An 18,554-nucleotide genomic window follows, 5' to 3' on the forward strand; every position below is an offset into this window, starting at 1 on the left:
GCCGCGGCCGCCGTCGTACTGTCCGGTGCTGCGCCGGCCGGCGCTGTGAGTAGCCGTAGGGAGGCTGCTTCCCCGTGGCATTCCGGGGACGGGTGGCGGGTCGGCGGAGCGCACGCCGCAATGCCGGTACATCTCGCGGTCGGGAACGGCCCGGCGCGCACAGTCCTCGTCCTCCGCAATGGAGCGCACAGCCATGGCACCCACAGCGTCGTTGACGTCGACGGCAGGCGCTTCGAGGTGAGCTGGCTGTGGGGAAGCGGGGAAACAGAGCCGCTGCGCGCCGTCGTCGACGGAGTGAGCCTGGCTGCCCGGCTGACTCGGGCCGGTTCCACACTCTGGCTGACGGACGCCGGGTGGTCCCAGCCCGTCCGGCTGCTGGCCCGCGAGGAAGTGCTTGAGGCGCAGCTTTCTTCGATTGCCCGCAGCGAGGGGGCGGCGGACCCGGAAGTGCGCTCGCCGATGCCGGGGACGGTGATCACCGTGAAGGTGTCCGACGGCGATCTGGTGGAGGAGGGTCAGGTCCTGCTCAGCGTCGAAGCAATGAAGATGGAGCACCAGCTCACCGCCGCGGTGACGGGCACCGTCGCCATCTCCCTCAGCCCCGGTGACCTCGTCTCCGCGAACCAGGTTGTCGCCCGCATCCACCCCCAACCGTCCGACGGCGCAGAAGATCCTGCCGCCGCCGGTTCCATCCCTCCAGAACAGGAAGAACCCGCATAATGAATTTCGAACTGAGCCAGGAATACCAGGACCTGGTGGCGGCCGTCCGCGACTTCGCCGACAGCGTCGTCGCACCGGTGTCCGCCAAACACGACGAGGAGCACAGCTTCCCGTACGAGGTGATCGCCCAGATGGGCGAGATGGGCTTGTTCGGGCTTCCGTTCCCCGAGGAATACGGCGGCATGGGCGGAGACTACTTTGCGCTCTGCCTGGCCCTGGAGCAGCTGGCGCGCGTGGACCAGTCCGTGGCCATCACCCTCGAGGCGGGCGTCTCGCTGGGCGCCATGCCCATCTACCGGTTCGGCACCGAGGAACAGAAGCAGCAGTGGCTGCCCTCCCTCACCAGCGGTGAGGCGCTCGCCGGGTTCGGGCTGACGGAGTCCGAGGCCGGCTCCGATGCGTCGGGAACCAAGACCAACGCGAAGCTGGTAGACGGTGAATGGGTCATCAACGGCACCAAGGAGTTCATCACCAACTCCGGGACCGACATCACCCGGCTGGTGACCGTCACAGCGGTCACGGACACCGCCACCCGGGAAGACGGATCGGTGAAGAAGGAGATCTCCACCATCCTCGTGCCTACCGACACGCCCGGCTTCACCGCAGAGAAGGCCTACAACAAGGTCGGCTGGAACGCCTCGGATACCCACCCCCTCACCCTCAAGGATGTCCGGGTGCCGGAGGCGAACCTGCTCGGGACGCGGGGGCGCGGCTACGCGAACTTCCTCCAGATCCTGGACGAGGGCCGCATTGCCATTGCGGCGCTTGCCACCGGTGCGGCGCAGGGCTGCGTGGAGCAGTCCATTCGCTATGCGAAGGAGCGGCAGGCGTTCGGTTCCAACATCGGCGCCTACCAGTCCATCCAGTTCAAGATCGCACGGATGCAGGCACGCGCGCACACTGCACGCCTCGCCTACTATGACGCCGCGGCGCGCATGCTGGCAGGCAAGCCGTTCAAGACGCAGGCGTCGATCGCTAAGCTGGTCGCAGGCGAGGCAGCGATGGACAACGCCCGTGACGCCACCCAGATTTTCGGCGGCTACGGGTTCATCAACGAGTTCACGGTGTCCCGCCACTATCGTGACTCGAAGATCCTTGAGGTCGGAGAGGGAACCACCGAAGTGCAGCTGATGCTCATCGCCCGTGAACTTGGGCTCTGATCACCCAGCCACCGAGCTGATCGATTTATGAGGGAGAAGCAGTGATAGACAAAGTCGTCGCCTCAGCAGCCGAGGCCGTAGCGGACATCCCGGACGGGGCGTCCCTGGCCGTCGGCGGGTTTGGGCTCTGCGGTATTCCCGTGGCGCTCATCGACGCCCTGCACGAGCAGGGCACCTCCGGGCTGGAGACCATCAGCAACAACTGCGGTGTGGACGGTTGGGGGCTAGGACGGCTGCTGGACGACCACCGGATCCGCCGCACCATCAGCTCCTACGTCGGCGAAAACAAGGAGTTCGCCCGCCAGTACCTTGCGGGTGAACTCGAGGTGGAGCTGACCCCGCAGGGCACGCTGGCGGAGAAGCTGCGTGCCGGCGGGGCCGGCATCCCCGCCTTCTACACGACGGCGGGGGTGGGGACGCAGGTGAGCGAGGGCGGCCTGCCGCAGAAGTATGACGACGCCGGCAACATCGCCATTGCCTCGTCCCCCAAGGAAGTGCGGGAGTTCGGCGGACAGGATTACGTGCTGGAGGAGTCGGTGAACCCCGACTTCGCGCTGGTTCATGCCTGGAAGGGTGACCGCCACGGCAACCTCGTGTTCCACGCCACCGCGATGAACTTCAATCCGCTCTGTGCCCAGGCCGGCCGGATCACCATCGCCGAGGTCGAGGAACTGGTTGAGCCGGGCGAGCTCGATCCGGAGCACATCCATACGCCGGGCATCTTTGTACAGCGTGTGGTCCACGCACCGAACACCGAAAAGCGCATCGAGAAGCGGACGGTGGCACTGTCCGCTCCGTCGGCGGCCGGCACCACCGAACAGGCAGGAGCATAACCATGGATCCGAACAGCCCGCAGGCTCCCCGCCCGGAAGGCGTCCGTTCCGAGTACCGGCGCGCTGCAGTGTCGCATCCCGAGGGCAAGGGCTGGACGCGGAACGAACTCGCCGCCCGCGTGGCGCAGGAGCTCAGCAACGGCCAGTACGTCAACCTCGGGATCGGGATGCCCACCCTGATCCCCAACTACATTCCCGCCGGCGTGGAAGTGGTGCTCCACTCCGAGAACGGGATCCTCGGCGTCGGACCCTACCCGGGCGAGGACGAGGTCGACCCGGACCTGATCAACGCGGGCAAGGAGACGGTCACCGTCAACAATGGTGCGGCGTTTTTCGACTCCGCCCTGTCCTTCGGCATGATCCGGGGTGGACACGTGGACGTGGCCGTGCTGGGCGCCATGGAGGTGGCCGCGAACGGGGACCTCGCCAACTGGATGATTCCGGGCAAGATGGTCAAGGGCATGGGCGGCGCGATGGACCTGGTCTTCGGAGCCAAAAAGGTCATTGTGATGATGGAGCATGTGGACCGGAACGGCAGGCCCAAGATCGTGGAACAATGCACGCTGCCGCTTACGGGCAAGGGCTGCGTGGACCGGATCATCACGGACCTCGCCGTGATTGACGTCGTTGCCGAGGGCGGCCAGTCCAGGCTGGTCCTGCGCGAGCTGGCCCCCAACGTGTCCATTGACGATGTGGCGGCAGCCACCGGCGCCGAGCTGTTCGAGGAAGACCAGGAACTGACCGTATGACTGAACACGGCGTGACTGAACAGCGGGTCGTTGAACAGCGCGGGCTCTACTATGACGAGCTGGAGACCGGCGTGGTGTATGCGCACCGTCCGGGCCGGACGATCACGGAGGCGGACAACGTCCTGTTCACCACCATGACCATGAACACGCAGGCCCTGCACCTCGATGCGGCGTGGAGCGGCGAGCAGCCCTTCGGCCAGCGGCTGGTGAACTCGATGCTGACGCTGGCCACCGTCGTCGGGCAGTCGGTCACCCAGCTCACCCAGGGAACCATCGTGGCGCAGCTTGGCCTGACGGATGTGTCATTTCCCCAGCCGCTGTTCCACGGCGACACCCTGTATACGGAGACCGAGATCACCGAGAAGCGGCCGTCAAAGTCCCGCCCCGGGCAGGGACTGGTGACAATGACCCATACCGGCCGCAACCAGCACGGCGAGGTGGTGGCGCTGGCTACCCGGACGGTGTTGATGTGGAACAGGGTTGCGCACGGGGAGGGAGAACACGTCCATGACTGATTTCGCCATGGGACCGGCCCTGCTCTTCTGTCCCGCAGACCGCCCGGAACGGTTCAGCAAGGCAGCCGAGCGTTCCGACGCCGTCATCCTTGACCTTGAGGATGCGGTGGCGCCCGGGGCCAAGGCTGCCGCGCGAGAAGCGCTGATTTCGCATCCGCTTGACCCTGCGAAAACCATTGTGCGGGTGAATCCGGCCCAGAGCCATGACTTCGCTCTCGATCTGCAGGCACTTCGGGATACTCGCTACCGGACCATCATACTGGCCAAGGCTGAGGGCCGTGAGGACCTGTGGGCGCTCAGCGGGTTCGATGTGGTGGCACTCTGTGAGACCGCCCGTGGCGTGCTGAAGGCAACGGAACTGGCGGAGGAACCCAACGTCGTCGCGCTCATGTGGGGTGCCGAGGACCTCGTTGCTTCCCTGGGCGGTACAGCCAGCCGCACGGACGACGGCGGCTACCGCGATATTGCGCTGCACGCCCGTTCCACGGTGCTCCTGGCGGCCGCGGCCGCGGGCAAGCACGCTGTCGATGCCGTGTACGTCAATATTCCGGACCTCGGTGGGCTCGCTGCCGAAGCGCGCGACGCCGTCGCTTCCGGTTTCGGCCTGAAAGCCTGTATCCATCCCAGCCAGGTGCCGGTGATCCGCGAGGCGTACCGGCCTTCGGCTGAGGAGGAACAGTTTGCCCGCGAATTGCTTGCGGCAGCGCAGCACGAGGGTGGAGTCTTCACGTTCCGCGGCAAGATGGTCGATGGGCCGATCCTGAGGCATGCCGAGCAGACCCTGCGCCGGGCGGGGCACAAGGGCTGAGGCTCCGCCTTGCGTTGAGTCTGCTGCGTTGATTTGGCAGCGCTGCCCGGAGGCTGCCAACTCAACGCAGGGGGAGGGGTACGCAATACTGGAGGAATGGAGTACCCACGAGCCCAGTCCGGTCCTCGCCGCGTCATTATTCTCGGTTCCACCGGCTCGATCGGCGCCCAGGCCCTCGACGTCATCGCCCAGTCGCCCCATTTGTTCACCGTTGCAGGTCTCTCCGCCGGCGGGTCCAATCTGGCGCTGCTGGCAGAGCAGGCCGTGGAGTCGGATGCCCCGGCAGTGGCAGCGGCCAGCGGTTCTGAGCAGGAGCTGGAAGCTGCCATCGCGAAAGCAGCGGAAAAAGCAGGCAAGCCCGGCTACCGCCCGGACATTCTCACTGGGCCTGACGCTTCCGCACGCCTGGCAGCCAGCCCGGAAGCCGACGTCGTACTGAATGCCATCACCGGTTCCATCGGCCTGGCACCGACCCTCGCAGCGCTGAAGCAGGGCCACCTGCTGGCGCTGGCCAACAAGGAATCGCTCATCGTCGGCGGCCAGCTGGTGAAGGATGCCGCCGGTCCCGGGCAGATCGTTCCCGTTGACTCGGAGCACTCCGCGATCGCCCAGGCACTGCGGTCCGGAACTCCTGACGAGGTGCGCAGGCTGATCCTCACCGCGTCCGGCGGACCGTTCCGCGGACGAACCCGCGCTGAAATGGAATCGGTCACCCCCACTGAGGCACTCGCTCACCCCACCTGGGACATGGGGCTGATGGTCACCACCAACTCGGCCACCATGGTGAACAAGGCCCTGGAAGTGGTCGAGGCACACCTGCTGTTCGACATTCCACTGGACCGGATCGACGTCGTCGTCCATCCCCAGTCGGTGGTGCACTCAATGGTCGAGTTCCATGACGGGTCCACCATCGCCCAGGCGTCCCCGCCCGATATGCGGCTGCCCATCGCTCTGGGGATGGGCTGGCCACACCGGGTGAGCGGTGCCGCCGCCGGGTGTGACTGGAGCCAGGCCACCGCCTGGACGTTCGAGCCGCTGGATCAGGAGGCGTTCCCCGCAGTCGCGCTCGCCAAGGATGCGGCAGCCCGCGGCGGCACTTTCATGGCGGTCTACAACGCGGCGAATGAAGAGGCGGTGGCCGCCTTCCACGCCGGCCGGATCGGCTTTCCGGACATCGTTGACACCGTCCGCGCCGTGGTGGAAAACCACACCGATGAAGCAGACCTCACACTCCAGGCAGTGCTCGACGCCGAGAACTGGGCACGACGCAGCGCGCGGATTCGTTGTGGCTTCCAGGACTGAAACTACCCACCGAGAAGGAACTGACGAGTGACCATTGTGCTGTTCATCGCCGGCGTGCTGTTTGTGGCCGTCGGTATCGCGGCGTCCATCGCGCTGCATGAAGTGGGCCACCTGGTACCCGCCAAGCTCTTCAGGGTCCGGGTCACGCAGTACATGATCGGGTTCGGGCCCACCATCTTCTCCAGGCGCAGGGGTGAAACCGAATACGGGGTCAAAGCGCTGCCGCTGGGTGGGTACGTCTCGATGATCGGCATGTTCCCGCCGGCAAAAACGCCCGACGGCGGCACTGTCCGCCAGTCCAGCACCGGCATGTTCCAGCAGCTCGCCGCGGACGCACGCCGGGCAGCGGCCGAACAGCTTCAACCCGGAGATGACAACCGGGTGTTCTACAAGCTTCCCATCTGGAAGCGCATCGTGATCATGCTCGGCGGCCCACTGATGAACCTCCTGATCGGCATCATCATGTTCGCCATCCTCATCATGGGATTCGGATCAGCACAGCCCACCACCACCGTCTCGGAGGTGTACAAGTGTGTTGTCCCGGCCGATCAGCAGCAGGAAACCGGGCAAACCGACTGCGGACCCGGAGACCCGGCAGCCCCCGCCTTCGAGGCGGGCCTCCAGCCGGGGGACCGCATCCTGTCCTTCGACGGGCGCGAGGTCACCAGCTGGACGGAACTGTCCTCCTGGATCCGTGACGCCGCCGGGCAGGAAGTGTCCATCAGCTACCTCCGTGACGGAGACACGATCACCGCAACCATTGAACCGCTGCTGACCGAGCGCCCGGTCCCGGACGTTGACGGCCGCGCCAAACTGAACGACGACGGCACTCCCGTCATGCAGGACGTCGGTTTCATCGGCGTGGGGTCCCGGCAGGAACTGGTGCCGCAGCCCGCGTCCGAAGTGATGCCGGCGGTGGGAGAGAGTCTCGTCCGGGTTACCGGCGTGGTGCTCAATCTGCCCCAGCGCGTAGCCCAGGTCGCCGAGGCTGCATTCTCCGACGCTCCCCGGGACCCGGAAGGCCCCATCAGCGTGGTCGGCGTGGGGCGGATCGCCGGTGAGGTTTCCGCGATGGAGGAGATTCCGTTCGAAGCGCGCGCGGCCACGCTCGTGGGGCTGGTGGGCGGTGTGAACCTGGCGCTGTTCGTTTTCAACCTCATCCCGCTGTTGCCCCTTGACGGCGGTCACGTGGCGGGTGCGCTGTGGGAAGGGCTGCGCCGCGGTGTGTCGAAACTGTTTCAGCGGCCGGATCCCGGGCCGATCGATATGGCCAAGCTGTTGCCGGTCACCTACGTCGTGGCGATCCTTCTCATGGGCATGGGGGCGCTCCTGATTTACGCCGACATCGTCAAGCCCGTCGACCTGTTTGGGTGAGGTTGACTTTCATACTTCAGCCAGAAACGGTTGATCTTTGTAAATCAACCTTCTAAGGTTGAAACATGTACGTTCTGACAGTGGACCAGCGGAACAGCACCCACGAGCCTGACCGCGTTCCGGAACTGCTCGAGCAGCTGGCCGATGTGCCGACATCAATTCCTTTCGAACGCTCGGTAGGTGACGAGCTGCAGGGCGTGCTGGCGTCGCCGGAAGAGGTTGTCGATGCAGCGCTGCGGTGCCTGCGCGGCGGGGGCTGGTACGTCGGCATCGGGATCGGAACCGTCGAGCTTCCACTTCCCGCAACGCCGCGCGAGGGAAGGGGGAGTGCCTTCGTGGCGGCGCGCGCCGCCGTCGAGCGCGCCAAGAAAACCGGTGACCGCGCGCCGCTGGCCGTGGAAGGTCCGGCTGGCGCTGCTGAGGCGGAAGGGGTGCTGGCGCTCATCGGTCGCTTTGTCATGAACCGGTCCGAGGCGGAGTGGCGCATCCTCGATCTCCTTGAGCCGCAGCAGAGAGGAAGCCAGTCCGCGGTGGCCCGTGCGCTGGACATCAGCCCGCAGGCGGTGAGCAAGGCCGTCTTCCGTGCCGCCTGGATCGAGGAATGGGCCGCCCGGCCGGCAGCCCACGTATTGTTGCACCTGGCAGACCAGGTGGAAGACGGGGATACACGCTGATGGAGATTCTTTGGGGAGCCCTGGCGCTCGTGGTGGCAGGCGCCCTCGGCTCGCCCATTACGCTGGCCGTGCTTCGCCTGGCACGTGCGGTGGATGAGCAGAAGGCCCTCGCCGTCGATGATGAGGCGGCTCCGGAAACGGGGGCGGCACTCGATGAGGCGGCACCGGATACTCCGGGGGTGCTCCGAGGTGGCCTCGTCATCGGCATCCTCGAACGGACGGCGGTTGCGCTCGCGATTCTCCTGAACGAGCCGGTGGCCATCGCCTACGTTGTCGCCATCAAGGGTCTGGGGCGCTACGCCGAATTGAAGGAAACACCCGCCGCCTCCGAACGGTTCATCATCGGTACCCTGACGTCCCTCCTGTGGGCCTGCGCGGTAGCGGGTCTCACAGCCGTTTATCTGCTCTGATCACGTATCGCCTATCGGCCCCCAGGGCTCGCGTCGCTCGCACCGGGTCCCTACCGATAGGCGATAGGCTTAGATGCATGAGTGTTTTCGCAGTCGAGTATGTTTACGGTGCCGAATCCGCAGCCGATCGGGATGAGCACCGCCCAGCACATCGGGAATGGTTGAACGAGCTCGTCAGCCGGGGAAACGTTCTCGCTTCCGGCCCCTTCGTGGACAACGCAGGAGCGCTGCTGCTGTTTGTGGCGGACAATGAAGCTGAACTGAACGATCTCCTGAAGCAGGATCCGTTTGCCGCCGCGGGAGTCATTTCAGCAGTCAAGACAACGCAGTGGAACCCTGTCATCGGGGTTCTCGCCGAGCATGCGGACCGCTAGCCGCACCGCGGCAACCAGCAATTCCCACCGTGCCGTCCGGCCACGAACCTATCCCTGGAGGAAGCCTTGACCTCGGTCAACCTCGGAATGCCCGCCGCCCCGCCGCCCACCCTGGCGCCACGGCGGAAGACCCGCCAGATCAAGGTCGGGTCCGTGGGCGTGGGCTCGGACTCGCCGATCAGCGTGCAGTCCATGACCACAACCCCCACCACGGACATCAACGCCACCCTGCAGCAGATCGCTGAGCTGACAGCCTCCGGTTGCGACATTGTCCGGGTGGCCTGCCCCTCGGCCGACGACGCCGAGGCGCTGCCCATCATTGCGCGGAAGTCGCAGATCCCGGTGATCGCGGATATCCACTTCCAGCCCAAGTATGTTTTCGCGGCGATCGACGCCGGCTGTGCTGCCGTCCGCGTCAACCCGGGCAACATCCGGAAGTTCGATGACCAGGTGAAGGAAATCGCCGCCGCTGCCAAGGCCGCCGGAACATCGATCAGGATCGGCGTCAACGCAGGCTCCCTCGACCCGCGCCTGATGGAAAAGTACGGCAAGGCAACGCCCGAGGCCCTCGTGGAGTCGGCTGTCTGGGAAGCGTCCCTCTTCGAGGAGCACGATTTCCATGACTTCAAGATCTCGGTCAAGCACAATGACCCGGTGATCATGGTGCGCGCCTATGAACTGCTCGCCGAACGCGGCGACTGGCCCCTGCACCTCGGCGTCACTGAGGCCGGGCCCGCCTTCCAGGGCACCATCAAGTCGGCCACGGCCTTCGGCGCGCTCCTGTCCAAGGGGATCGGCGACACTATCCGCGTGTCACTCTCAGCCCCTCCGGTTGAGGAAATCAAGGTCGGCAACCAGATCCTGCAGTCGCTCAACCTCCGCCCCCGCAAACTCGAGATCGTCTCCTGCCCCTCGTGCGGCCGCGCACAGGTGGATGTGTATACGCTCGCGGATCAGGTGACCGCAGGCCTGGAGGGGATGGAAGTTCCACTGCGGGTCGCCGTCATGGGCTGCGTGGTGAACGGTCCGGGGGAGGCTCGTGAAGCGGACCTCGGGGTGGCCTCCGGCAACGGAAAGGGCCAGATCTTTGTCAAGGGAGAAGTCATCAAGACTGTTCCTGAAGACCAGATTGTTGAGACACTCATTGAGGAAGCAATGAGGATTGCCGAAGAGATGGGCGAAGCCGATGGCGAAACTGCTGGCTCGGGTAGCCCCGTGGTTACCGTCCGCTAGGCAGTCCGCGGGCGGAGTCGAGTTTCGGACGCTCGGCGGGAAAGACACCTCCCAGCTCTGGGACCTGGTGAACTCGGACAGCACGGCCAATGTCTTCATGGCCGCGCACCTCGAAGCTTCCGGTACCGCCGCGCCGTCGTCCTCCGGCGGCGAGGTGATCGGCGCCTTCCATGACTCGCGGATGGCCTCCGCGTGCTGGACCGGCGTCAACCTCGTTCCGATCGGCATGACCGGGGACGACGCCGCAGCACTCGGAGCGCTCCTCGGAGAGAGTGGACGCCGGTTCTCCTCCATCTTTGGTCCGGCCACGAGCGTGCTGGGACTCTGGTCCACCCTGAGGACGTTCAGCCCCGAACCGTTTGACGTCCGCGCTCAACAGCCCCTCCTGGAAATCCGCCAGGCCTCTCCGGTCCCTCCGGCCGCTACCCTCAGGCACACCGAACCGCACGAGCTGGAGCAGATCCTGCCCGCCTGTGCGGCGATGTTCGAGGAAGAAGTCGGGTACTCGCCGTATGTGGGCGGCGGGGAACACTACCGGCGGCGCGTGGCGAGCCTGATCCGCCGGCGGCACTCCCTGGTGGATTTCGATGGCGATGGCCGGGTGATTTTCAAGGCGGAACTCGGCACCGTTTCGGCCAGCACCGCACAGATCCAGGGCGTCTGGGTCAACCCGGACTACCGGGGGCAGGGCCTTGCTGCCGGCTACATGTCGGCGGTAGTGGACGAGGCCCTCAAACTTGCTCCCGTCGCGAGTCTCTACGTCAACTCCTTCAATACGCGCGCCCTGGCCCTGTACCGGACTGTCGGTTTTGTCAGGGCAGGCGAGTTTGCGACAGTGCTCTTTTGACACCTCCGAACCTCCCCGCCATCAGCCGCTCCGGGAAGCCGGCCGGCAGAAGTATTGCGTCCTTCGCGTGCGGGCTTGCCGCCCTCCTGGCGGTAGCAGGCTGCACCGGCGGACCGACCGCTGATGACCTTCCGGGGCGGGCTCCGGTCAGCGAGTCGGCAGCCCCCTCGGCTCCAGCGACGCCCGGACCTTCCGAGGGGACCGGACCCCAGCTAACCGCCGAGCAGTTGCGGTCGGTACTGGAATCGGTCAATGAGGCCGAGGCGCTGAACGCACAGGTGATTCCCGACGCCGAGTTCCGCGCGGCCCAGGAGAGGGCCCGCTCCGCGGAGGAGATCGAGGTGACGCCCGAGGAATGCAACGTCTACGCCGAAGCAGCGCCGGAAGACCGTGCCGTCGAGGCCACGGGTGCCGCCATGACCTTCGCCGGGGAATCCTCCCTCCAACCGGACAGCCTCACCCTGGCCAGCCTCCCCTCGGAGGAGGCGGCACGGGCGGAAGTGGAAGCCATCCGGGCCCAGCTCGACGTGTGCACCGAGTACACCATCGTGGTCTCGGGCCAGGAGATCACCACCACCGTGTCCGAGATGGTGGTGGACACCGCTGCCGACGCTGACCTTGCCCTGCGCACCACCGCACAGGTTCCCGGGACCATCCAGGAATCGGTCACGGTCCGCGCTGTTGTGGGCAGCACCGTCCTCGACGTGCTGGTCGGAGCTTCCACCGACCGCGAGGCCGATATCGCCCGGGCCGCGCGCCTGGCCGACCTGGTGGTGGCGGAGCTCAGCGTTCTCTGAACGGGGGTGTCACGGCCGGCCCGCCGGACCGGTTAGATTGGTAGGTGTTGTTGCTGCCGCCGAGCACCTGTGATCCGCGGCAGAAAGTGCCAAAGAAACGGATTCCAAGCGTGGTCCTTCGACTCTCCACTCTTTTCCTGCGCACGCTGCGCGAAGATCCCGCCGAAGCTGAGGTGGCAAGCCACCGCCTGCTTCTGCGTGCCGGTTACATCCGGCGTGCCGCACCGGGCATCTACAGCTGGCTGCCGCTGGGCCTGAAGGTCCTGGCCAGGGTGGAGGCCATCATCCGCGAGGAGATGGACGCAATCGGCGCGCAGGAGGTTCACTTCCCTGCGCTCCTGCCCAAGGAACCCTACGAGGCCACCAACCGCTGGACCGAGTACGGCGAAGGGATCTTCCGCCTCAAGGACCGGAAGGAAGCGGACTACCTCCTCGCACCGACCCACGAGGAAATGTTCACGCTGCTGGTCAAGGACCTCTACAACTCCTACAAGGACCTTCCGCTCAGCCTGTACCAGATCCAGACCAAGTACCGCGATGAAGCCCGTCCCCGCGCCGGCCTGCTGCGCGGCCGCGAGTTCATCATGAAGGACTCCTACTCCTTCGACATCGATGATGCCGGCCTTGAACGCAGCTACGAGCTGCACCGCGAGGCGTACCTGCGCATCTTCTCCCGCCTGGGGCTGGAGGTCATCCCCGTTGCCGCCACCGCAGGGGCCATGGGCGGATCCCGGAGCGAGGAGTTCCTGCACCCTTCGGAGATCGGCGAGGACACCTTTGTGGTGTCCGACGGCGGATACGCGGCCAATGTGGAAGCGGTCACCACCGTGGTCCCTCCCCACATGGATTACGACGACGCTCCCGCCGCTGAGGTCCGCGACACACCGGACACTCCCACCATCGAAACGCTGGTGGACCACGCGAACGCTGCCGTGCCGCGCACGGACCGCGCGTGGACCGCTGCGGACACCCTCAAGAACGTTGTACTTGTAGCCGTCCTGCCCACCGGGGAGCGCGAGCTCGTGGTGGTCGGTGTACCCGGCGACCGGAACGTGGACCTGAAGCGGATCGAGGCCAATATCGGCGGCCACCTGTCCGTCAGCGGAGAGGTGTCGGTCGAGGCGGCCACCGATGAAGACCTCAAGAAGCACCCGGGACTGGTCAAGGGATACATCGGGCCGGGTCTGAGCGCCGACACGGCGGTGCTGGGATCCAGGGGGTCAACGCGATTGACCTTCCTGGTCGATCCGCGGGTGGTTCCCGGCACCACCTGGGTGACGGGGGCCAACGTCCGCGGCAAGCACGTCTTCGGACTGGTTGCGGGCCGCGACTTCACCTGGGACGGCGTGATCGAGTCCGTCGAGGTGCGTGCCGGGGATGAGGCACCGGACGGTTCCGGGCCGCTGCGTACCCGGCGTGGAATCGAGATGGGCCACATCTTCCAGCTCGGACGCAAATACGCCGAAGCCCTGCACCTGAAGGTGCTGGACCAGAACGGGAAACTGACCACCGTCACCATGGGCTCCTACGGCGTCGGCGTCACGCGCGCGGTTGCCGCGCTGGTGGAATCCAACCGCGATGACAAGGGAATCCTCTGGCCGCGCAATGTTGCGCCCGCCGATATCCACCTGGTGGCGACGGGCAAGGGCGAGGAAATCTTCGCGGCCGCAGAGCAGCTTGCGGGTGAGCTGGAGGGCAGGGGACTGACCGTCCTGTATGACGACCGGCAGAAGGTCTCGCCCGGGGTCAAGTTCGGCGACGCTGAGCTGATCGGTGTGCCCACCATCGTCGTGGTCGGCCGCGGGCTCGCCGATGGGGTGGTGGAGGTCAAGGACCGCCTTTCCGGCACCAGCGAGAATGTACCTGTGGAGGAGGTCGCGGGCCACCTGCAGGCTCTGGTCAGCGCCTGAGGCGCGCCGGCTGTTGACGCCGGTTCAGGGCGCAGACAGCCGGGCTGCCGGCGGAAGGTCCGCCAGCGGTTTGCGCAGGAGGTTGCTGGCCACCCAGAGCGACCTGGCGGCGTCGTCGGTCAGTCCCTCCCGCAGGTATCCCAGCGCGTTGTCCACTTCCCGGACCACCGACCAGTCCCGGGCAAGCATGGGGTCCAGCCCGCCCGCCAACGCCAGGTCGGTGCAGCGGTCCCGCAGATGGGCGGCCGGGTCCGCAGGTGAGAGTTCACCGATCCGGTTCCAGAGCATCGGGGCTACCGCAAACTCGGCGTCCCCCAGGACAGGCTTGGGATCGATCGCCACGAATCGGCGGGGCTGCTCAGGAACCGGCAGGATGTTCAGGTAGTGAAGGTCCGAGTGCACCAGCACGTCGTCATTCCGGCGCCTGCCCACCGCACCGTGCACCTGGCACACCTCGAGCGCATATTCGAGCAGCCAGCGGTCAAAGGGCCGGCCGAGGGTTTCCCACTCAAGCGGCAGTGTGTCGGTCCACTGTTCGGCCTGCCCGGCAACCGACGGAAGCGAACTCCAGAACGTCCCGGACCCGGCTGACCCGGCCGGGGTGATCGACAACCGGCGCAGAATCGCACCCCAGACACCGGTGGTTTCGGCCAGCGGAAGCTCCGCCAGCGATGAGTCGCCGTCGAGCCGTTCGAGCAGCAGCACAAAGTCATCCCGGGAGCTGTTCAGGAGTTCGACGGCGCCGTTGCCGTCCCACAGGGCCAGGGCGTCCGGTTCGGGGGCTGCCTCAGGATGCGGCGCGGTGATTTTCAGCGCGCCCGGACGCCCGTCCGCGCAGGCAACAGGGAGGACGACGGCGCAGTGCCCGCTCCATGGTCCGGCTCCCGGTTCGAGGTCAAGAGTCAGGTCCCACTCTTCAAGGTAGCGGTTCGCGATGCCGGCCCAGCCGTCCAGCCAGGCCCTGCCCCCCGGGAGGCTCAGCACCTTCCGGGCCAGATTGAGCGGGAGCTCGATATCGCGTGCGTCCACGAGCCAAGACTAGCCGCCGGGCTCCATGAGCCGGGGATACTCGCTCGGGTCGATGCCGGGGAAGGCGGGGAAGGCAGCGCTCCCGGGCCCAGCGGCAGGCAACCCGGACACGTAGTGCACCGCTTCCGCCAGCTGCCGGATTGCCCACTCACGAACCGGCCCTGGAGCGCTCACCCCCACCAGATCCGCGTAGGTGCCGACAAGCTGCTCCTCAAGCTTCCGCAGGGCGCCGTCCGGATCGGAACGGAATTCCTCCGCCAGCTCATACCCGGCCGCCGGCAACGGTTCCGCCACGCAGTGATGTGCCAGTACGGCTGCGCCACCGGCGCCCGCGTCGCGGTGCTGTGCCATCCGCTGCAGGAGCTGCCCGGGATCCGCTGCGCGGGCAGCAGCGACCTCATATGCGTAGGACGCGCGCTGTTCGGCCAGCACTGCCGTACGGACGCCGTCCATGCCGGGTGCAGGTTCCAGGGTGGTGCCCGCCGCGCAGGAGGGGGCGCCGTCGTCGTACCGGACCTCCGGAACGGGGATCGCAGGAACTGCTGCATCCCCGGCAGGGGCGAGGGTGCGGCTGTACAGCCATTGGGCCGTTGCCGCCGAGGCGAGGACGCGCGCGGGACCGGGGTCCGCAATAGTCGCTGCCTCGAAAGCAGCGGTGTAGGAATCCTCCAGGTCGGCGAGGAAGTCCGCCGGCGCCGGGGGGCCGGCCGTGGCCGGGGACGCGGGTGCTGTGGGTTCGGCAGCCGAGAAGATCGGGGATGGGGCGGCAGTGGTCTCTCCGGGCGGACGCAGGGCAGCAGCGTGCAGATGGAGCATCTCCGACAAAGCGCCATAAGGCCCGGCGTCGGCGGATGCCGACGCTTCTTCGAGGGTCGCTGCTGTGTCCGCGAGGGCCTGCGCGGCGGCGGATCCCTCTGCCAGGGCGAGCTCCGTGGCACTCGGTTCGGCTTCGTCAGACCCTGTGCCGATGACCAGGCCGATGGACGCCACAAGCAGAAGCACAAGCAGAAGGGTGAACGTCCTAAGGGCATGCCGGGCTGCTCCACCGAGGCCGCTGCCGGTGGAGGCGGAACGGTCCTTCGCTTGCATCACAACCGATCATCATGCCATGCGCAGAAGGGTTCCGTGTGCCATTCACTGAGCTGTCATAAAGTCGTTAGGGTAGGAGCTACAAGATCATCGAGCGGGAGGCGGCAATGGCGGTTCGGTCCGGCAAGCAAACCACCACTGGCGCACACCGCCGGAACGCGGCTCCCGCGCACCGGGACGCGGCAGCCGAAGCTGAGCGGCTTCGGGAATTCCTGCGTCCCACCGTGGAGCAGCACTCGCTCATCCTCGAAGACGTGGAAGTCCGGATCATCGGCGGTCACCGGACGCTGCACGTTGTTGTGGACCTGCCGGAGGGCGGCCCGGAGGGGTTGAGCCTGGACCTGATTTCCGAGGTCTCCCAGAGCGTTTCCAATGCCCTCGACAATGACCCGGGAGATGACGGGCGTCCCTATAACCTGGAGGTTTCCTCTCCCGGTGTGTCGCGCCCCCTGACCCAGCCCCGCCACTGGCGGAAGAATGTCGGCAGGCTGGTTGCCGTGAGGCTCCTCGACGGTGAGGAGCTTCAGGGCCGGCTGACGGACGCCACGGACTCATCCGTCACCCTGACACCGCTGGTTGCCGTCAGGAAGGGCACCAAGCCGAAGTTCGGCGAAGACCGGGAGATTCCCTATGACAGGATCCGCAAGGGTACCGTCCAGGTTGAATTCGCCCACGCTGATGCCGAGGATGCCGGTGGCGACAATGACTGATTACACCGCTGGTTGCTGAGGAGGCCCCAATGGACATAGATATGAGCGCTCTGCGGCTACTTGAACGGGAACGCGAGATCCCCCTGGATCTGCTGATCCCGACGATCGAACAGGCACTGCTGGTTGCCTACCACAAGACTGCCGGTGCGCAGGATACGGCCCGGGCGGAGCTTGACCGGCGAACCGGCCACGTCACCATCTGGGCCACGGAACTGGATGACGACGGCGTGGCAGTGGGGGAGTACGACGACACCCCTACCGGTTTCGGCAGGATCGCAGCGAGCACCGCACGCCAGATCATCCTCCAGCGCCTGCGCGACGCCGAGGACGACAACATCCTCGGTGAATTCCGCGGCAAGGAGGGCGAGCTGGTCGCCGGGATGATCCAGCAGGGCAACAACCCCCACATGATCCAGGTGAACCTCGGTTCGGTCGAAGCACTGCTGCCGCCGCCGGAACAGGTTCCCGGTGAGAAGTATCTGCACGGAACACGCCTGCGCGCCTACGTGGTGGATGTGCACCGTGGGATGAAGGGCCCGTCGATCACCCTGTCGCGTTCACACCCCGGCCTCGTGCGGAAGCTTTTTGAGCTGGAGGTTCCCGAGATCGCCGACAAGAGCGTGGAGATCGTTGCCCTCGCGCGGGAAGCCGGTCATCGCACCAAGATCGCAGTGGTGGCCCACGTCCCCGGCGTGAATGCGAAGGGTGCATGCATCGGTGAGATGGGTTCACGGGTGCGCGCGGTCATGAACGAGCTGAACGACGAAAAAATCGACATCGTGGACTACAGCGATGATCCGGCAACCTTCATTGCCAGCTCGCTGTCGCCCTCGCGGGTGTCGTCGGTCACCATCACCGATGAGAAGACCCGCAGCGCCAGGGTGGTCGTCCCGGACTACCAGTTGTCCCTCGCCATCGGCAAGGAAGGCCAGAACGCACGGCTTGCCGCCAAGCTGACCGGTTGGCGGATCGATATCGCATCGGATGCGGCGGGGGCCTGAAACAGCGGGCATGCTGCCCGGTAATCGGTCAATGCACCATATCGACCTGCATGGCGCTAGAATGGATAGGGCTTATGTCGTTACGCCACCAACCGGTTCGAACCTGCATCGGTTGTCGAGGCCGTGATGATAAAGCCAACCTGGTCCGATGGTCAGCGGTCAACCACGGCGGCGTCAGCGTCGCTGAGGTGGATCTCCGCCGTCGGCTAATGGGCAGGGGTGCCTGGTTGCACCCCCGGCCGTCCTGTGTGGAGCTTGCGCTCAAACGCAAAGCGTTCAACCGTGCCTTCCGGGGCGCAGTGGATACGCGGGGCGTTGAGCACTGGCTGCGCACGCTTCAGGAAGTTTCGACATCGGAACCTCCTGCATGAACACCGTCCTCCCTGAAAGCGGGTCAGAAAACTGATGGAAACCCGATGAGTACCCAGCGATGAGTGCCCAACGATGAACAATCTGTTGAGCTCTGCAATCGGCGCGTCAGCTGCTTCGGCGGCTGGGGTCTGCAGTAGGAATTAGACGGTTCGCTCCTGACTCGGTGCGGACCGAGACAGGAGAAATGTGGCCAAGGTCCGCGTACACGAGCTCGCCAAAGAGCTCGGAATCACCTCGAAAGATGCAGTAGCAAAGCTGCAGGAACTGGGCGAATTCGTCCGGTCGGCATCCTCGACCATTGAAGCGCCCGTCGTGAAGAAACTTCGCGGCGCTTTCCCCGATGCCCCGGCAGCAGCCAAGGCACCGGCATCAGCACCTCCGGCGCCGGCCCGCGGCGCGCAGCCCGGACCGAAGGCGGCAGCGCCGCGTCCGGCCCCTGCCGCACCGGCCCCCGCTCCGGAAAAGCCGGCAGCGCCGGCCCCCGAAGCTCCCCGCGAGCAGGCACCGGCAGCCCCGGCGTTCTCCGCACCGGAGCCGCCCAAGGCCGAGACAGACACCGGAACGGGCACCGAGTCCGGTTCCGGTTCCGGTTCCGACGCAGCGTCCGACCGCAAGCCGGGCCCGAAGCCCGCAGCTGCGCGGCCGTC

General features: G+C 66.2%; 21 protein-coding genes. 19 read left to right on the plus strand and 2 right to left on the minus strand.

Annotation, left to right across the window (positions count from 1 at the left end; all coding sequences use genetic code 11):
• From X803_RS19860 to X803_RS0112870, 15 genes are all read left to right on the plus strand, one after another.
• On the plus strand, nt 1-720 hold a 720-nt coding region (locus X803_RS19860), incomplete at its 5' end, for an acyl-CoA carboxylase biotin carboxyl carrier protein subunit (protein ID WP_156930072.1).
• Nucleotides 717-1,880: an acyl-CoA dehydrogenase family protein gene (locus X803_RS0112805; RefSeq protein ID WP_026545437.1), complete on the plus strand. Its 1,164-nt coding sequence runs from the start codon at nt 717-719 to the stop codon at nt 1,878-1,880. The genes X803_RS19860 and X803_RS0112805, both read left to right, overlap by 4 nt.
• Before the next feature lie 41 nt (nt 1,881-1,921).
• Nucleotides 1,922-2,713, plus strand: a complete 792-nt coding sequence (locus X803_RS0112810; protein WP_026545438.1) for a CoA transferase subunit A — start codon at nt 1,922-1,924, stop codon at nt 2,711-2,713.
• Between the two features lie 2 nt (nt 2,714-2,715).
• Entirely contained in the window at nt 2,716-3,462 is a 747-nt protein-coding gene (locus tag X803_RS0112815) for a CoA transferase subunit B (RefSeq protein WP_026545439.1), read from the plus strand.
• A complete protein-coding gene (locus X803_RS0112820; RefSeq protein ID WP_026545440.1) occupies nt 3,459-3,977 on the plus strand; it encodes a MaoC family dehydratase in 519 nt (172 codons plus the stop codon). Before X803_RS0112815 ends, X803_RS0112820 begins: the two co-directional genes overlap by 4 nt.
• Nucleotides 3,970-4,785 carry an HpcH/HpaI aldolase/citrate lyase family protein gene (locus X803_RS0112825; protein WP_026545441.1) on the plus strand — a complete coding sequence of 272 codons (816 nt, stop codon included), beginning with the start codon at nt 3,970-3,972 and terminating at the stop codon, nt 4,783-4,785. Before X803_RS0112820 ends, X803_RS0112825 begins: the two co-directional genes overlap by 8 nt.
• 96 nt (nt 4,786-4,881) lie before the next feature.
• Complete coding sequence (dxr, locus tag X803_RS0112830) at nt 4,882-6,087, plus strand: 1-deoxy-D-xylulose-5-phosphate reductoisomerase (RefSeq protein ID WP_026545442.1); 1,206 nt, start codon at nt 4,882-4,884, stop codon at nt 6,085-6,087.
• Nucleotides 6,088-6,114: 27 nt separating this feature from the next.
• Nucleotides 6,115-7,461, plus strand: a complete 1,347-nt coding sequence (locus tag X803_RS0112835; RefSeq protein ID WP_026545443.1) for a M50 family metallopeptidase — start codon at nt 6,115-6,117, stop codon at nt 7,459-7,461.
• A gap of 65 nt (nt 7,462-7,526) precedes the next feature.
• Complete coding sequence (locus tag X803_RS0112840) at nt 7,527-8,135, plus strand: MarR family transcriptional regulator (RefSeq protein WP_026545444.1); 609 nt, start codon at nt 7,527-7,529, stop codon at nt 8,133-8,135.
• Complete coding sequence (locus X803_RS0112845) at nt 8,135-8,545, plus strand: hypothetical protein (RefSeq protein ID WP_026545445.1); 411 nt, start codon at nt 8,135-8,137, stop codon at nt 8,543-8,545. Before X803_RS0112840 ends, X803_RS0112845 begins: the two co-directional genes overlap by 1 nt.
• A gap of 77 nt (nt 8,546-8,622) precedes the next feature.
• Complete coding sequence (locus tag X803_RS0112850; protein WP_026545446.1) at nt 8,623-8,919, plus strand: YciI family protein; 297 nt, start codon at nt 8,623-8,625, stop codon at nt 8,917-8,919.
• A 66-nt stretch (nt 8,920-8,985) separates the two neighbouring features.
• Nucleotides 8,986-10,152 (plus strand): flavodoxin-dependent (E)-4-hydroxy-3-methylbut-2-enyl-diphosphate synthase, encoded by a 1,167-nt coding sequence (gene ispG / locus X803_RS0112855; RefSeq protein WP_026545447.1) that lies wholly within the window; start codon nt 8,986-8,988, stop codon nt 10,150-10,152.
• 67 nt (nt 10,153-10,219) lie between these two features.
• Nucleotides 10,220-10,999, plus strand: a complete 780-nt coding sequence (locus X803_RS0112860) for a GNAT family N-acetyltransferase (RefSeq protein ID WP_343299631.1) — start codon at nt 10,220-10,222, stop codon at nt 10,997-10,999.
• Nucleotides 10,996-11,796, plus strand: a complete 801-nt coding sequence (locus X803_RS0112865) for a sensor domain-containing protein (protein WP_026545449.1) — start codon at nt 10,996-10,998, stop codon at nt 11,794-11,796. Before X803_RS0112860 ends, X803_RS0112865 begins: the two co-directional genes overlap by 4 nt.
• Before the next feature lie 110 nt (nt 11,797-11,906).
• Nucleotides 11,907-13,706: a proline--tRNA ligase gene (locus X803_RS0112870; RefSeq protein ID WP_026545450.1), complete on the plus strand. Its 1,800-nt coding sequence runs from the start codon at nt 11,907-11,909 to the stop codon at nt 13,704-13,706.
• A gap of 24 nt (nt 13,707-13,730) precedes the next feature.
• Here X803_RS0112870 and X803_RS0112875 read toward each other — a convergent pair whose 3' ends face one another.
• Together X803_RS0112875 and X803_RS0112880 are read right to left on the minus strand one after the other, a co-directional pair.
• Entirely contained in the window at nt 13,731-14,735 is a 1,005-nt protein-coding gene (locus X803_RS0112875) for an aminoglycoside phosphotransferase family protein (RefSeq protein ID WP_026545451.1), read from the minus strand.
• A gap of 9 nt (nt 14,736-14,744) precedes the next feature.
• The gene (locus X803_RS0112880) at nt 14,745-15,824 is read right to left on the minus strand and encodes a DUF4439 domain-containing protein (RefSeq protein WP_026545452.1); all 1,080 of its coding nucleotides are present in this window, start codon (nt 15,822-15,824) and stop codon (nt 14,745-14,747) included.
• Nucleotides 15,825-15,931: 107 nt separating this feature from the next.
• On the opposite strand from X803_RS0112880, the gene rimP reads away from it, so the two are divergent.
• From rimP to X803_RS19870, 4 genes are all read left to right on the plus strand, one after another.
• Entirely contained in the window at nt 15,932-16,534 is a 603-nt protein-coding gene (gene rimP, locus X803_RS19865) for a ribosome maturation factor RimP (protein ID WP_051470739.1), read from the plus strand.
• A gap of 29 nt (nt 16,535-16,563) precedes the next feature.
• A complete protein-coding gene (gene nusA, locus X803_RS0112890; RefSeq protein WP_026545453.1) occupies nt 16,564-17,535 on the plus strand; it encodes a transcription termination factor NusA in 972 nt (323 codons plus the stop codon).
• A gap of 74 nt (nt 17,536-17,609) precedes the next feature.
• Complete coding sequence (locus X803_RS21550) at nt 17,610-17,906, plus strand: YlxR family protein (RefSeq protein WP_084033737.1); 297 nt, start codon at nt 17,610-17,612, stop codon at nt 17,904-17,906.
• Nucleotides 17,907-18,093: 187 nt separating this feature from the next.
• Nucleotides 18,094-18,554: translation initiation factor IF-2 N-terminal domain-containing protein (locus X803_RS19870; RefSeq protein ID WP_035778948.1), on the plus strand; the 461-nt coding region annotated here is incomplete at its 3' end.

This window comes from Arthrobacter sp. 35/47 (assembly GCF_000520475.1).
Lineage (GTDB): Bacteria > Actinomycetota > Actinomycetes > Actinomycetales > Micrococcaceae > Arthrobacter_D > Arthrobacter_D subterraneus.